Annotated in this window: 15 protein-coding genes; all 15 read right to left on the bottom strand. The window is 28.5% G+C overall.

Annotated features, from left to right (window positions below; genetic code table 11):
* Positions 1–3 precede the first annotated feature (3 nt).
* Genes ASC72_RS20845 through ASC72_RS20775 form a run of 15 tightly spaced genes read right to left on the bottom strand, consistent with a single transcriptional unit; the run spans position 4 to position 16,692 of the window.
* On the bottom strand, positions 4–912 hold the full coding sequence (locus ASC72_RS20845) for a glycosyltransferase family 2 protein (protein ID WP_056195465.1): 909 nt from the start codon (positions 910–912) through the stop codon (positions 4–6).
* Positions 902–2,158 (bottom strand): glycosyltransferase family 1 protein, encoded by a 1,257-nt coding sequence (locus ASC72_RS20840; protein ID WP_056195461.1) that lies wholly within the window; start codon positions 2,156–2,158, stop codon positions 902–904. Before ASC72_RS20840 ends, ASC72_RS20845 begins: the two co-directional genes overlap by 11 nt.
* 1 nt (position 2,159) lies before the next feature.
* The gene (locus tag ASC72_RS20835; protein WP_056195458.1) at positions 2,160–2,774 is read right to left on the bottom strand and encodes a hypothetical protein; all 615 of its coding nucleotides are present in this window, start codon (positions 2,772–2,774) and stop codon (positions 2,160–2,162) included.
* Between the two features lie 2 nt (positions 2,775–2,776).
* Positions 2,777–3,877, bottom strand: a complete 1,101-nt coding sequence (gene wecB / locus ASC72_RS20830; protein WP_056195455.1) for a non-hydrolyzing UDP-N-acetylglucosamine 2-epimerase — start codon at positions 3,875–3,877, stop codon at positions 2,777–2,779.
* Positions 3,874–4,800 (bottom strand): glycosyltransferase family 2 protein, encoded by a 927-nt coding sequence (locus tag ASC72_RS20825; RefSeq protein ID WP_056195452.1) that lies wholly within the window; start codon positions 4,798–4,800, stop codon positions 3,874–3,876. The genes wecB and ASC72_RS20825 overlap by 4 nt, the downstream gene beginning before the upstream one ends.
* A complete protein-coding gene (locus ASC72_RS20820) occupies positions 4,797–5,816 on the bottom strand; it encodes a glycosyltransferase (RefSeq protein WP_056195449.1) in 1,020 nt (339 codons plus the stop codon). The genes ASC72_RS20825 and ASC72_RS20820 overlap by 4 nt, the downstream gene beginning before the upstream one ends.
* Positions 5,809–6,936, bottom strand: a complete 1,128-nt coding sequence (locus ASC72_RS20815; RefSeq protein ID WP_056195446.1) for a glycoside hydrolase family 99-like domain-containing protein — start codon at positions 6,934–6,936, stop codon at positions 5,809–5,811. Before ASC72_RS20815 ends, ASC72_RS20820 begins: the two co-directional genes overlap by 8 nt.
* 41 nt (positions 6,937–6,977) lie before the next feature.
* A complete protein-coding gene (locus ASC72_RS20810; RefSeq protein ID WP_056195441.1) occupies positions 6,978–7,811 on the bottom strand; it encodes a glycosyltransferase family A protein in 834 nt (277 codons plus the stop codon).
* Positions 7,808–8,713, bottom strand: a complete 906-nt coding sequence (locus tag ASC72_RS20805) for a glycosyltransferase family 2 protein (protein ID WP_056195438.1) — start codon at positions 8,711–8,713, stop codon at positions 7,808–7,810. Before ASC72_RS20805 ends, ASC72_RS20810 begins: the two co-directional genes overlap by 4 nt.
* A complete protein-coding gene (locus ASC72_RS20800; RefSeq protein WP_056195434.1) occupies positions 8,714–10,567 on the bottom strand; it encodes a glycosyltransferase family 2 protein in 1,854 nt (617 codons plus the stop codon).
* Entirely contained in the window at positions 10,560–11,732 is a 1,173-nt protein-coding gene (locus ASC72_RS20795) for a glycosyltransferase family 1 protein (RefSeq protein ID WP_056195432.1), read from the bottom strand. Before ASC72_RS20795 ends, ASC72_RS20800 begins: the two co-directional genes overlap by 8 nt.
* A complete protein-coding gene (rffA, locus tag ASC72_RS20790) occupies positions 11,725–12,858 on the bottom strand; it encodes a dTDP-4-amino-4,6-dideoxygalactose transaminase (RefSeq protein WP_056195428.1) in 1,134 nt (377 codons plus the stop codon). Before rffA ends, ASC72_RS20795 begins: the two co-directional genes overlap by 8 nt.
* 4 nt (positions 12,859–12,862) lie before the next feature.
* Entirely contained in the window at positions 12,863–14,737 is a 1,875-nt protein-coding gene (locus tag ASC72_RS20785; protein ID WP_056195423.1) for a DCC1-like thiol-disulfide oxidoreductase family protein, read from the bottom strand.
* Positions 14,738–15,637: a hypothetical protein gene (locus ASC72_RS20780; protein ID WP_056195421.1), complete on the bottom strand. Its 900-nt coding sequence runs from the start codon at positions 15,635–15,637 to the stop codon at positions 14,738–14,740.
* A gap of 5 nt (positions 15,638–15,642) precedes the next feature.
* Positions 15,643–16,692, bottom strand: coding sequence for a bifunctional 2-polyprenyl-6-hydroxyphenol methylase/3-demethylubiquinol 3-O-methyltransferase UbiG (locus ASC72_RS20775; protein WP_157849297.1), 1,050 nt, complete (start codon positions 16,690–16,692; stop codon positions 15,643–15,645).
* Between the last annotated feature and the right edge of the window lie 45 nt (positions 16,693–16,737).

The following is a 16,737-nucleotide window of genomic DNA, read 5'->3' as shown; positions in this document are numbered from 1 at the left end:
ATGTTATTTATCTTCTGGATGCCAATACAGTTTTGTCTCTTCTAATTTTTGATAAACGTTATATTCTTTTATTGATAATCGATTTGAATTTTTAATGATTTTCGGAATTGAAAATATCAAATCAAACAATGCTAGTAAAATTGCTTTTAGCGCTTTAAAATCTCCTTTAAAAACTTTTGACTTGAATTGCGACCAAACCGAATAAGCCAGTTTTTTTGGGATAACACGAATTGGATAAAACAAAAAGTACAAATACCAACCAGAACGTAATGATCTTTGCAAACGTAAACTGTAATCTTGGCCTTTTTTTCTCTCTTTTATATTTACCCTGTGATTTACTAAAACTTCAGGCAAATAATGTATTTCCCAATCTTTTTTAAATAAATGGTAAGAAGCAAAATCTTCTTCTCCGTAAAAAACAAACCATTCAGGATAATTTGGGATTTCATTCCAAGCCGACATTCGCCAAACACTTGCGCCAGCGCCAAAACTCTTCACTCTGTGTGGTATGTCATTAGTCTCTATTGAATCAGGCAGCGATTTACTCCAAAAAATCCTAAACCCCAGAATAGCACAGTTTGGGTTTAAATTGAAATATTCTTCGATTATTTCTATAGGGTCCTGGGTAATAAAATGAATATCGTCATCTATATTTATTGCATATGGAGATTTCACTCTCTCCATGAGTCGATTTCTAGTATGATGAATTCCTCTGGAAATCTTATTTGAAAAGATTTCAATTTTTGGAAAATGTGTTGATATATATTCAAAAGTACCATCCGTTGAACCATCATCACAAATTAAGAAATGAACATCGCCTCTTTCAAATAAAAATTTTAATTTTTCTAAAGTAATTTTTAAATCTTCTAATCGATTTTTTGTCGGAATAACAATTGTAAATTTATATTGCATCTTTCAAATTATCTTTATTAATTACTTTTTTCAAATAATCTGAAGACAAATAATCCTCCAAATCCTTCCTATTCAAGTTCAGGTTATCAGGGTTCTGTTTCCATAATTGATAGAGATCTTCAATGATAACAGCTATCTTCTCTACCTGATCAACCTCCGTCCAATAAGGATAATTATTTCCTAAAAGTCGTCTCGTTTCGCTGTAATAAGGGGCTAGGGAAAGTATAACTTTATTTGCCTCTATGCAATGCGGAAATTTTCCTGGAAGAAATGGACTAATCTCTGATTTTGATTCTAAAATGACATTAATCGAAACATTTTTTTGTACAAGAAATACTTCATCAAAAGATTTATTGCCGTTATAGATATATATTTCAGGAATGTCATTTTTATAATGATCAAGAAGTTCAGTATAATCAGATGCATTTCCTAATAAAATAAGTCTTGCATCTTTTTTTGCTTCACTATTTTTAGTAAGAAATATTTCAAAGCCTTTTATCAAGCCTTCCGGTGAACGTTCTTTCATTAAATTTCCGGCATGCAATATATTGAATTTCGAAACATCAAAATAAGAGGGAAAACCATTATTTTGAATTTCGTATTTTGCATTTTGATGCGGAATAATAATTCCAGTTTTTTCAAAATTAGAAAAATAACTGCTCATCCATTCTTTTAACAATTGACTTGGAAAAGCGCTATATTTTGCTTTTTCTGAAATTTCTCTAAAAAAGGATTCTTTTTTGTCATATCCAGGTTCTATCCAATTATAAGGTCTTGGATAATAATGAAAAGGAAAAGGATCGTGCACATATGCCATCCATTTATCATGTAAATGAGGTAATTTAAGAACTGCATAATGTGGTCTAAAACTAGCTCCCTTACTTAAAGTCAATACTAAATCAGGCTCAAAAGACTGTTTTTTCAAGGTTTTAATAATACTTTGTGTATCATTAAAAAAAGTAAAAGAAAAACCCAATCTCTTTTCGAAAAATGGAGCAAAATTTATTTTAAAATTTCGATTTATGACTCTAAAAAATCTGCTAAACAAATAATTAAAACTCCATTTTATTTCTGGGATAGAAAACGTCTTTATATTTTTTAATTGAATATGCTTTTGAGTATAATGATAAACGGCAACTTCAAAACCGGCTTCATTTAGGTTATTAATCAAAGCTACGTTTGCTTTAGAACCACTGCTATCATCTATATTAATAGAATCTACTACTACGAGTACTTTTTTTATCATTTTACCAGTTTATTCTCCAATCTATATCTTGCTTTACTACTAATGCTGGATTACCCGCAATAATAGTTTTGCTTTTTAAAAAGCTTTTTGTGACAACACTTCCCAATCCTATTAAATTTTCACTTTCAATCTGTACTCCTGGCGCAAAACAACATGCCGAACCAACATAAACATCATTTTTAATTACAATTGAAAGCTCTTTGTCTTTTAATTTTGTGTGAATGGAACCATGTGTCCAAAACTGGCTACTTTTACCAGCAATCCAAGTGTTATTGCCTATTTCTATATTATGATACAAATCGAAATAATGATTATTTATAATTCTTGAATTTGTGCCAATAGAGAAATTAGCACTTCCCTGAAATACATTCCCGGAATGAATTGAAGTTTTCTGTCCTATTGACAATTCGTTGCATAAAATTAGGTTATTGTCTGCAATGTAAACATTATCACCAATTGTTACTTTATTGCAGTTTATTATGACTTTCCCAATTTTGACATTTTTTCCAATAGAATAGCCAAACATATTTTCCAATAAAAAAATCCTGGCTGAGTTAGAAGGTATGTGTTTTATTATTTTTAAAAACAAAGATTTTCTTTTTCTCTTATTAAACATAATTAACTACTTAAATAAGTGACTATCTTATCTGCGGCATCTCCATTTCCGTAAGGATTCCCTACATTTTCAAAACCTTTAAAATCATTTAAAATTTCCTCTATTGTGTTTATTATTTTATCTTTATCGGTTCCGACCAAAGTTGAAAATCCTGCTGTTACACCTTCTGGTCTTTCAGAAACTTCTCTGGTCACCAAAACAGGTTTTCCTAATGACGGTGCTTCTTCCTGAATACCTCCAGAATCTGTCACAATTAAAAAAGATTGCTGCATTAACCAGACAAAAACAGGATATGAAACAGGAGGAATTAAAAGAATATTTTGTTTGTCAGACAATAAATCATAAACCGTTTTTTTTACATTTGGATTTAAATGAACCGGATATACTATAAAAACATCTTCTCTTTGAGAAATGTCCAAAAGTGCTTCACAAAGATTTTTTAAGCCTGATTCAAAGTTCTCTCTTCGATGGCCTGTCACCAAAACCATTTTTTTATTTTCTATAATTTTCTTTTTTAATTTTTCAATTTCGGGATGGCCATAGCCAGGTTTACCAATTTTATTTGTTGTCCAAAGTAAAGCATCAATTACGGTATTACCCGTTTGAATAATATCTTCTTTTAGAATTCCTTCAGTTAATAAATTTTCTGTCGCTTCGACTGTTGGTGTAAAATGTAAATCTACTAGTCTACTTGTTATTTGTCTGTTAACTTCTTCTGGAAAAGGGGCCTTTTTATTATAGGTTCGTAGCCCAGCTTCTACATGACCTACTTTTATGCCTAAATGAAAAGCTGCCAAAGCTACCATTGAAGAAGTTGTTGTATCCCCATGAACTAAAACTAAATCTGGGTCTGTTTTCCTAAGGACAGTATCTATTTTTGATAAAATAAGTGCACTTAAACTATTTAAAGATTGGTTCGATTGCATTAAATCTAAATCAAAATCAGGTTTAATTTCAAAAAAATCCAAAACCTGATCAAGCATTTCACGATGCTGAGCTGTTACACACACAATAACTTCAAAATTTTCCTTTTGTAACTTATGATATAATGGTGCCATTTTGATGGCTTCTGGGCGCGTACCGAAACAAAGTAGAATTTTCATTGCTTAAATCTCTTTTTTATTTTATAAATGGGCAGACGTAAAGGATAAGATTGATAAAAAAAAATCCATTTTAAACTTTTAAAAACACTTAAATCCAAAACATTTAATATTCTATTAAATAAATCATACTCTTTGAAACTAATAGAAATAGTTATGAAATATTGAAGCAATGAATTTGTAAGTAATTGTTTTTCTTTAAGATTTTGAACAACCAAAACAACTGCATCAGCTTGAGAAGCCATTCTAACAGGATTATTTTGAAAAAATTCACCAGTATTTGAATTGGCATGTTTTCGTCCATAAAATAAACACTTGTTAATTGATATTCCTTTAAATCCCGAAGATATTATTCTAGAATATAGTTCCCATTCTTCAGCATACATCAAATGTTCAACGAAACGATTCTTTTCAAAACATTCTCTCTTCCACATTACCGCACAGGAATTAAAGGGTAATTCATGATTTAAGACTCTTTCAACATCGCTACTATCAATTTTAAAAGTGGTACATGTTTTAGAATAATCAAAGTTATAATCAAACTCATTAAAAAAAACTTCTCGTTGATATCTGCAGAATGAAACCTCAGTTTTGCTTAATTCTCCTGTGCACAATTCTAAATTCTGTGGATGTACAATATCATCATCATCAAAAAATATAATGTAATCACCTTGTGCTAAATCGATACCATAATTTCGACAACCAGGCAATCCTTTCTTATAATTATCTGGACGTCTTAAAAATTTAAATCTTGGATCTTGCTCCAGAATTGGCACAACAACTTCTAATGTATTATCACTTCCTCCGTCATCAATTATTAAACATTCAAATTCTGAATAGGTTTGATTCTGAATAGACCGTAAAGATTCTAAAATAAAATGGCTTCTATTATAAGTCGCCATGATTATAGTTACTTTTTTTTTCATTTAAAACAGGAGTACTTTATTAAAGTTTTTATACTATTTTTATCTAAAAATGGATAATAATTTTTAAATATGAAAAAACAATAAAACTTACTTTTTTTTCTGACAAAATCTGATACCATCAACATGATTATCTGATTCAAAAAAACTTTCCCGGTTGCTTTTTTATTTTGAAAGTTTTTATTTTTAGAAATGTTTTCTTGGAATTTTTTAATAGTAGAATGATTTTTTATAATCCACTCAAATTTTATTTGTTGACAACTTAGTATTTTAGATTGTAATTCTGAAAAAACTTCAAAATCATGATCTATAAAATTTCTTGAAAATTCAAGATACATCGCCTCTATATTTTTTTTCCAAATAATTTGTTTGTCACTAACTGTTTTAATCTGATTCGTTAAACTATCCTCATGTTTTCTATAATTATATAAAAACTGATCAAGTTTACAATATTTACTATGTAAGATAGCACGTAACCAAAAATCATAGTCTTCAATTAAAAATAAAGTTTCATTATAACCATTATTTTTTTGAAAGACATTTCGTCTATATAAAAAACAAGATCCTATAACATTCCCAAAAATTAAATTTTCTACTCCTAATAATCTAACTTCTCTTATTCTGTTGCCTAAATTATCAATTAAGAAAATATTACTATAAACAATATCAACTTCATTCTCTAGCAATGATTTTAAAAGTTTTTCTAAAGCATCAGGCTCATAAAAATTATCATCACTTGTCCATGTTATAAAATCTCCATTTGCTTCATTGTGACCAATATTTAAGCTTGCTGGTAATTTTTTATTTTCAAAATTGCTTATAATCTTAATTCTATTATCTTTTTGTGCATATTGATTAGCAATACTCAAAGTGTTATCAGTAGAACAATCATTTACTATTATCAACTCTATATTTTTATGAGTCTGACTTAGACAACTTTCAATAGATAAGGAAAGGTATTTTTCACCATTATAAACAGGAAGTAATATACTTACTAATTCATTCGAAATCTCACTCATTTCTATAATTTCTTTTAACTTCTTTTAGCACTTCCAGCCACTTTAAACCATATTTCAAATCAGGTTCTAAATGGTTTCCTTCTGCCCATTCATTCCATGATTTTATAACTATGAATTGGGGATTTTTTGGGTTTTTAATCAATTCTTTCACTGCTTTTTTTAAATGATTCTTCCAAGAGTCTGGACTCGAATTCACAAAAATTAATGATTTTTTTCCACTTCTTGCTGAATTATCCCAATTTGGAAAAACACAGGGTATGTATTTTTCGTTCGGAAAAGTCAAATTCAAACAGGAAACTGCTTTTTTATAGTCAAAAATTAAAGGTTTCAATCTTTTACCTAATTCATTTGTAAAACCAAGCTTTACTTTAATTTGTCTTTCCAGCCATCCTAAATATCTGACTCCCTCAAATAAAAATCCTTTTTTATATCTCATTTTATGAAAAACGTCAATACCAACCTTTCCATATACATGATTGTTTTTTAGAATCGTATCAGAACCAAGCGTCCCTATAAAATGAATACCATCAAAACCATTTGAAATGGCTAAATCATTAAATACATTTATAAATTGATCTGGATCTGGAATATCATCAAACCTGTATACATGAAACATAGGTTTATTTTCTATTTTAATATAACGCTCATCTTTAAAAAAAGGCAGTAAATAATCAAAATAAGTTTGATAGCCTTTTTCTCCCTGATAAGTCTGTTCTATCAATATGTCTGGACTATCCAAGCCATGCCATATTCCTTTCCAGGTTTCATTTGCCCAGCAAAAACAAAATGGAATACCAATTTTTTGATTAAAAAGCATAGCTTCCGCTGGTTTTTCAAGCAGCATTTTATTATTCCCGAACCAATATTGATAATATATAAAACCATCAACACCATATTCTTTGGCTAATTTGGCTTGTGCTTCTTGAATTTCCGGTAATCTTAAATCATAAAAACCTAGATCTGCTGGTAAAATAGGCTGGTAATGCCCTTTAAATAAAGGTTTAGCCTTAGTAACATTTGTCCATTCGGTAAAACCTTTTCCCCACCACAGATCATTTTCTGGTATAGGGTGGTATTGCGGAAGGTAGTAAGCGAGGAATTTTATTTTATTTTCAGACATTTAGAGTTCTATTTTCAACTAACCTAAAGGAATAATTCTAGTTATTTATATTTACCAAATATTGTAAAACCAAAGAATCTTTTGCAAAAAACATCGATTACAAATTTTTCGCTCTTTAGGTTGGTTTCATTTTCTCTTTTTAGAGCTAATAGTTGATGTTCCATTGTTTTAAAAGATCCATAGTGTTTAACAAAAAAATCGGCATGCTTTACACTGAGATAATTAAGTAAATAATCTCCCTTTTCTTTATCTATCTGTTTTAACATTGAAACAGATTTTATTCTATAATAAAAACCAATTTCATTTAACTGTTTAACCTTACCACCATTTTTTAACAGTGCAATCCAAATTTCCCAATCTTCCCATCCATAAATCATTTTAGAGTCGTATCCTCCAATCATTTTCCAATCTGTCTTTCGATACATTCCAGAAGGAAAAATCAAATTATTTCTGCTTAAGTTAAAAAGCGAAAATTGTGGTAAATCCCATAAACCGACTTCATCGCCAAATTTCTCTGCTTTACAATAGACTACTTTTAATGAATTATCAGCATCAAAAGCTTTAGTTGCAAGTTCCAAATATTTTTTTCCAATTTTATCATCTGCATCTAATGGTAAAATTAGTTCTCCATCTGCTATATCAATTCCTGCATTTCTAGCACTGCATAAGCCTCCATTTTCCTTTTTTAAATATATAAATCTTGTGTCTTTATTACACCAATTTAAAGCAATATCTTCTGTATCGTCAGGGCTTCCATCATTTATAATTATACATTCCCAATTTGAATAGGTTTGCTCCCACACTGAAATCAATGCTTCATCAAGGAATTGCGCTTGATTATAACATGGAACAATTACTGATACTTTTTTATTCATTTTTTTTTAAAGATACTTTTGAAAAATCTTTTAATAAATTTTTTTATTGAATAAAAATCTAAATATTTCATATAAAAATAAGATAAAAAAAGCCACTCTGATAGTTTCAGTTTTCTTTGTTTACTGATCTCATTTTCGTAAAATCTTATGATCTTTTCTTGTTGTTTAGGTGTATAAAATTTAAGTTTATTTAAAATTAAAAAACTGTAAAAAGATATAACAGATAAACTTTTCACATTGACATTATCTTGTTTTCCAGAAATATTTAATGCAGAAAGCCTAAAATAAACTAACCCTTCATTTATAGTATAAATCGGTTTATTGTCAGAAAAATCAAGCCATGCCCTATCATCACTATTCCAAGCTAAAGGATAGTCATGAAATCCAAACTTAATAAATGACTCCCTAGAGAAAATATATTCTGATAATGAGCTTCTTGTTAAATGTCTAAACTTTCTATAATAAGATTCTGTAGACATTTCCCAAACTGGATGGAAAAATGTATCTGTAATCTTATTTGTTTCTTGAACTATCATTTTTGAAGCAAAACGAACAACATTAGTCTTTTTATAAAATAAATCAAAATTTTTATACCATAATTCAACCACAGTATCGCCGATAAAATCGTCATCTCCCAGAATCATAAGCCATTTCTCATCTTTACTCAGATCAATACAACGTTCCCATTGTTTTACGAGAGACCTGCTTCCAAGATTTTCTTCAAATCGATGATAAACATACTCAAATTTTCCCTGAAATTCTTTTAATGTTTCTAAAGGATTTTCAGGACTTGCATCATCACCTATGTAAACTTTAAATCTTTTATCTGTTTGATTTGCAAGTGATACTAACGTTTCTTCAAAGAAACTAAGCTTGTAATATGGTATTATAATTGCTAACACTTACAGTAAATAATTTTGATTATCCATTATTCCATCTTCATTAATTCGCCAAGAACTAGAGTCAGTGCAAGTAGCAAAAAAAAACTTTTGCTCTTCTGTCAAATTTCTGTTATCTATATACCATCCTCCATGTCTTGCTACAAATGGCATTTTAGTACGACAGGCATTATAAAAATCTTTTTCATTATGCTTATATTTTGGTCGGTACAATGCGAAAGTAGTATCTATATGTGCTACAAAATTCCCATCTTTCCTCTGATTATTTGAGAATTGAGATTCCCATTTCAGAATTCTGTCCTTATACAAATTCGTATCAGGTATATCATTAACTTTTAGACTAAATCCAACTTTGGTTATTTTACTATCCCGATCTAGAATAGTTTTAAAATAATTTAGAAAATCAGTAGGGCATTCAGTAATCGGATTAATATCTGCGTCAGTCAATGCATAATATCCTTTTGAGTACTTTTTAAATAAATCTTTATTCTCCCAAAAGACTAAGTGACCATGATTATCTTTTAAACGATGAATTGTTGCTATTGATTCAATTTTATTAAAGTAATTGAGCAAAGGTTCGTAAGTTGAATTGTTGTCAATAATAACAATATTACTATAGTTATTACTGGTTAAAAAATCAATAAGTTTCTCTAGATAATGAAACTGATTAAAACTAATAATTATTATGGGAATAGATTTATAATCTGCATTTTGGCTGCGGATAGTTTTACTAAAAATGTTGCCTTTTAATTGAATAAATTTAAACTTACCCCAGCTCTTACTTTCTTTGAAAAATGATTCCAAATTTTTCTTAATTTGGATAACTGATATTTTTTTGTGAAAAATAGATCGAATAACAAATTTCAGCGTTTCTTTAAAACCAATGTCTATAAAGAAGCTTGGGAATTGTTTTAAAATATTTCCTAAATTAATCAAAGAATAAGATTTTAAATTTTCTTTTAATAAATCGCTTAAGTGTTTCTTTTCAATATTTACAAACTTTAAAAAAAACTTTTTGTCATAAATACCTATTTGGTTATTTGCTGAAGCTAAAGAATTTAATAAGTTCATTTTCATTACGACAGCAGTTAAAACATTGTGATTATTTATAACATTTTTTTTCAAGTCAAAAAAGTATACTTGTCGATCTACTAAAGGAATTAACTTTTGTAACATTCTAATGGTAACATCTTCAGTGATTTTTTTTTGTTTCTCACCGTAAATTATGGAGGTTTGCTTAGAATGTATTCTGTAATAGAGCAACACTTCCCCAATGTTCACGATTTTTCCTATAAAAGATAATCTTGCCCATAAATCATAATCCTCTGCTGGTTCCATAGCAGGATCATATTCGAGCTGATAAGATTCAAAAACTGATTTACGAAACATTACAGTTGGATGAGCAATATAACATCCGGAAATTAATTTCACTTTAATTTCTTCATACAATAATGGATGATTACAAATTTTTTCAGTTCCAATTACTTTATACAGAGTTCCACATAAAACAATGTCCGGATTGGCATCCAACAAAGCAATCTGTTTAGCAAATCTTTGCGGAAAACTGATATCATCTCCATCCATTCTAGCAATATATTCACCTTTTGCTAATTTTAAGCCAATATTTAAACTATTTGTTAAACCAGTATTTAATGTTTTTTTTATTAATTTAATCCTTTCATCATTGTATGTTTTAATTATATCGATCGTTTTGTCTGTTGACGCATCATCTATAATTAAAAATTCAAAATCGATAAAAGTTTGATTTAGTATGCTATTGATTGTTTCTTTTATATACAATTCACAATTGTATACTGGCATCAATACTGTTATCCTCGGATTTGCAAAATCATTCATTATCTAAAAGATTTTTTTCAATTATATGTATTCTTTTAAAAATATCCCTGTTATTGACAACATCTTGAAATTGCTTAATTGAAATTGATTCAGCAACCTCTTTATCAAATAAAACTTTTTTTGCAACTTCTGAAAAAGCAAGTAAATTTTTAAAATGAGGATATATTGTATCATCATTCAATTGATTCAATTTTGTGTTTTCACCACTAAAAAATTCCCAAAATAATTGAGGCGTTCCTGTCAAACAAGCCTCTAATCCAGCATACCCTGCTGGAGAATTATTGTATCCCTGAAACCATATCAAATCTAATTTTTCATCCAAAATAGTTTTCTTCATATCAGATTGATGACCTCGAAAATAAACCTTCCCTTCCAGGTCAAGATTATTGATATAACGATCATATTCTGCCAGTTTATAATTTCCTACCCCAAAAACATGCAGTTCTATATCTAAACCTTGAGAAAGTAATACTTGATAAGTATATAAAAATGGATCTAAAGGTTTATCCTTATGCAGCCTTGTAAAAATTCCAATCTTTTTTGCTTCCTTGTTCTGATTGAATTTCCACTTATTATAGACCTCTGTTACTGCTAAACACAAAGGCATAAATTGATGTTTATAATTATTAAAACCTTCGAATTCATATTCTATTTCTTCTAAACTGTTAAAACCTGTAAAAAATAAGTATTTATTATTTTTTGCAAAATTTCTATAATTTTCATCTTGAAATCTAGTTGACATAATGAAAATAAAAATTCTTTTGAAATAATCAACTGGTATTATAGGTGATAAATGTTGATAAACATATTCCCCCATAAAAGCTACCTTATCATAGTTGTTGAATAGCGTAATTAGATTTTTACTATTCTTCTTTTTAATTCTTTCATTTAATGAATTTCTCAAAAATTTGTTTACGATCTTATATGATAGTCCTTTCTTGAATTGTGTAATAAAATCTTTTAAAAAGAGAATTTCAGATCCTAACTGAAGGTGTTTTTCGTAAAAAAAATCTGGCAAATCTTTTCTGGTGTTCAATTCTATTAAACTCAAAATCGATATTTCAAATTTTGTTTTATCCAATGCATAGTCAAACTCATACATTTCCCGTTGAGCTCCATTGTGATAAAAATCAGATACCACAAATAATATCCTTTTTTTACTCATTTTTTAATGTAGCTATAATAAATGCAATATCCTCATTTGACAACTCATAATAAAATGGCAATCGCAACAACCTATCTGAATAATGATTACTCCAAATTAAGTCATCTCCCATGTATTTATCTTTGTAATAAGGACTTTTATGCAAACTTAGATAATGAAACACAGCGTGGATTTCCTTAGTTTTCAAACGATAAATGCATTCATTTCTTTTTTCTAAAGACTCAAAAACCAAATAAAACATATGTGCGTTATTACTGGCATATATGGGAATCTCTGGTAGTTCAAAATTATATTTAATATTAAATTCTTTTAGCCCATCATAGTACTGATTCCAAATTTGTTTTCTTTTTTTCTGAATTTCATCTAAGCGTTCTATTTGAGCCCATAAAAAAGCACTAATAATCTCTGACGGCAAGAAAGAGGAACCAATATCAACCCAACCATATTTATTTACTTCACCTCTAAAAAAAGCAGAACGATTGGTTCCTTTTTCCCAAATTATTTCTGCTCTATTTGCAAACTTTTTATCATTGATAACCAGCATTCCTCCTTCTCCTGAAATAATATTTTTAGTTTCATGAAAAGAAAAAGCTGCTAAATGTCCTATAGATCCTAAAGCTTTTTTTTCTCCATTTTTCCCTGTATAAAAACTATCTACTGCTTGGGCGGCATCTTCTATAACAAATAAACTATAACGATTAGCCAATTCCATAATTGTATCCATATCACATGCCATACCTGCATAATGTACCGGAACTATGGCTTTTGTTTTAGACGTAATCAAAGATTCTAGTTTTTTAGTGTCTATATTTGGATTTTGTTCATTAGAATCTGCAAAAACAATCTTTGCTCCTCTTAGTACAAAAGCATTTGCAGTAGAGACAAAAGTATATGACGGGATTATAACTTCGTCACCAGGCTCAATATTTATTAAAATTGCAGCCATTTCCAGAGCATCTGTGCAAGATGTAGTAAGCAAGCATTTACCGAAACCGTATTTTTTTTCGAAAAATTGCTGGCACAATTGTGTGTACTTACCATTTCCTGATATTTTTCCGGAAGCTACTGCATCGGTAATATACTGAGTTTCACTACCTGTTAGATATGGTTTATTGAATCCAATCATTTAATTAGTAAGTTTGTCCATTAAATACTATTATTCTTTCAAATATTTTTTTTAAGTTATGTCTATTACCATTATACTCAAGCAACTTAACCTTTGAAGATTGGCTGGTAAATATTTCAATACGATACTTAACATTCCCTATTTCTTTAGTTTTAATATAATCATATTTTAACCAAAAATCTATTTGATTTTTACCATATCCATTATTATGAAATTCTTCAACATTATTAATCTGTGAAATTAACATTCTTCGATACATTAAAGAATTTCCAAAATAAAGCAAATCTGAATTGTAATTTGCAAAAAGTAAAATATCAAAATTTAAATAATTTAATCGCTCTCCATTTATTCCTGTATATGGAATTAATTCCCATTTATTATTTTTTAATTTTTTAATTGTCATGAAATTATCTCCCATTGATAAATCAATATTATTGAAAACTTGAGGTGCCTCAATTCCAATATTTTTACAAAAAGCAATATAAGATTCTTTGAATAAAACAACTGAGTCTCGAGATCCAAATATTCTATTGTATTTGGAATTATTTACCACAATAAACAAAAAAACACAGATGAAATAGAATGAATAAATAAATTTAATAAAATGGGTATCATTTTTAATATTACTCCTCAAAATATGATCTTTAGATCTTATTTCATTATTAAGCTGAAGTTTACATGTACCTAACAACTTATATCTATTTTGAGCAATTAATTTATATAAATACTCCCCTATTCCAGTTATTTTTCCTAACCAAAATAATGGAAACAAAAAGAATAAAAGAGGATTCTTTTTGACAATAACCATATATAAATCATATCCTTTTAAAAGTTGTTCCTCATAAAAACCTGCCATGTAAGTTTTAATTTCTACTTCACTGAGTGAATATCTTTCATAGATATTGGAATTCGTAGAAATTGGTAAAAATTCATATATATTATTAATGTTTGTCCATCTTAATAAAGATATGGACTTGTTACAAAAATTGCATTTATCATCAAACAATATTCTTACTCTTCTAGTCGGCGATTGTAAAGGACAAAAGATTGTTATCCATAAAATTAATTCTATATGTGGCAAATAAGATAATGATAAAAAAAACAATGATATTGTAAAAAAAATGAATCCCCAAAATTTAACATATTTTGTTCCCGTTTTAAAGAAAACTAAAGGAATCATTAAAATTTGAAATACAGATTGTAAAACAATTCCTACAATGCTAACAATATCAAATATTTTAGGAAAAAGAAACTCTAAACACCTGAAATTAAGCGCATATTTACATAAAAAACTATTTGAAAGTATTGATTTTATAGTAATTCCTTCGACCCAATAAGGATCCTGAATATGAAGAAACAAAGCAAATAAGCTACTAATAGCATATAGAATAAAACCCAAAAAATAAGCTCTTCTTATTCCTAAGCTATTAGGAATACCAATGAGTGTGTAACTTTTAAAAAGTAATTTAGAAAAAAAACTATTTTTCTTTAATAACAAATTATCTATTGAAAAATATAGACCAGAATTTGTTAGTAAAAAAACAATCAACAAATTTACCAATATAGTAGTCCCAAGTGTTTTTGTAGATAAAATAGAGTCTAAAATTGGCAGTCCAATTATTAGAAGAATGTTCATTAATGGGGTTAAAAATCCAATCGTAAATAACAGTATTGCAAGTAAGGTAATTAAAAAAAAAACAGAAATCCTACTAAAGCCATAAATAAAAATATGTGAAGCAAAAATCTCATAAAAACGAAAAAAAATAATTACACCTGTTAAAATTCTTAAAACTGAAACTTTTTTAAACTCATTTTCTACTACATAATTTACATTTAAGAATGTTTTAGAAATAAAAAAATCGATAATTTTTAATATCATTTATTCAAATTTTGCCATTCCAAATCCTGACTTTCCATATTCATTACCATTATAAAGCATATATCTATTGTTTTTATGTTCAAAAACAAAAGGATAACATATCATTTCTGAATCCCATCCTGTTTTTGAGACATCAATACCAACATCATTATGCCTTCGTTCCCAATGAATTCCGTCAACACTATGAGAATATCCTATTTTGTATTTTGTTCCATCCCCGCTTCGATACGAATACCACATATGATAACCCTTGTCATCGATTAATACAGACGGTTTCGAAAATGCTTGAGCAACCCCTATTTCATATGGTATCGCAATACCGTGTTTTTTCCAACTCTCTCCATCTATTGATGTAGCATATTTAATAATATGTATCATTTCTCCATTTTCTGAAGTCCAATCTATTGTCGACCCATACCACATTTTGTAAATGCCTTCATGAAACATTACCCAAGGGTATGATAAACTTATTTTATCTTCTTCATCTACTCCCATAAATGGATCAATTGGATTTAGTAATAAGGTTTTTTTATCAATCAGTTCTAATCTCCCAACATCTCCCCTCCAATGTTCACCATCTTTAAGTTGCCACCCCATAAAAAGTATATAATGCTTATTTTTCTCCAAATAACAATTTCCAATACTGACTCCATGAGAATAAAAACTTTCTTTTTGACCATAAGAAAAAATAACTTCATCTGGATTATTGATATTTTCTAAAGTAATTACATCTATATCAACAAAAGATACTGAGGATTTATTTAAAACATTTCTTGCACTATAAAATATTCTAAATACATCATTATAAAGATGAATTGCAAGTGGATTTGAAGCATGAGAAACAATTTCGTCACAACTACTTGATACTTTAAATATTTGACCTAACTTTTTCCATTTCATACCATCTAACTAATAACATTTGAGAATGGAGAATAAAATTCAAGATTGTCAACTCCTTCAAATTTTTTCCTCAAAAACTCGTGATAATGAGGATTGGCAAGTAAAATTAAAATACTATTTTTTAATATATTTGATTGAATTGCATATTCCGTACTTATTACATTCTCAACTGTTCCTGCCTTTACATCATCTATATAATAACTTATATAAGAACTTAGATGCGTATAGGTCTGAAAGAAAAAAGATGTTTCGCCATATCCAAAAGCGATAATATTTTTTTCTTTTTTATTTTCCAAATATGTATTTAAATTTGATATCCAATTGGATGATGTATAAAAATTTTTATTTTTTTCATATGTTAATATATTGGAACTAGAAATTCGTTTTCGTAAAAAAAAATAACCTATTGTTGTCATACATTTATAACCCACTTCGTATTTTTCAACTTCAAATCCATTTTTTTGGCATAGATATATAAATTGATTCGTTGTAAAATGATGTAAATGATCCAGGAAATAAACATCAAAACTCTCTGAGTCTTGTATTGGCAAGCCAATTATTACTAAACTATCTTCTTTCGCAATATTTCTGGTTTTTATAAGAAAATCATTTGGGTCCATTGTGTGCTCAATCACACATGTAGATAAAATCAGATCATACTTTTCCTGATCTGATATGTCTTCGTAACTAATATTCCGTACGTTGGCAATTTTATTAGCATGTACAGCAGCTTCGATACTTGGTTCTACTCCATATTTATTTTTAACATCAAATAAATTTAATAAATTCCCACTGCCACAGCCGATTTCAATAATACTATCAGCATCTTTTATGCTTTCACCTGCTAATTTTTCAATCCACTCAAAATGCATTTCGCTTTTAAGCATACTCTCACAATTATAAATATATCGAGGATCATTGTTTACTATATTGAGTTTATAAAAATTATTATAAAAATCATTTAAAAAGGATATGTCAGAAGAACGGACAGTACCGCAATTTTGGCATTCTTCTTTAAGAATTTCTATGTCTACAGTTTGTCCATCTGACGACATAGAGGGTATTGCTTTAAGAATAGGTTTAAAAAATATAGTATTACA

The organism is Flavobacterium sp. Root420 (genome assembly GCF_001427905.1).
Lineage (GTDB): Bacteria > Bacteroidota > Bacteroidia > Flavobacteriales > Flavobacteriaceae > Flavobacterium.
This window is presented reverse-complemented; position numbering and strand designations above follow the sequence as displayed.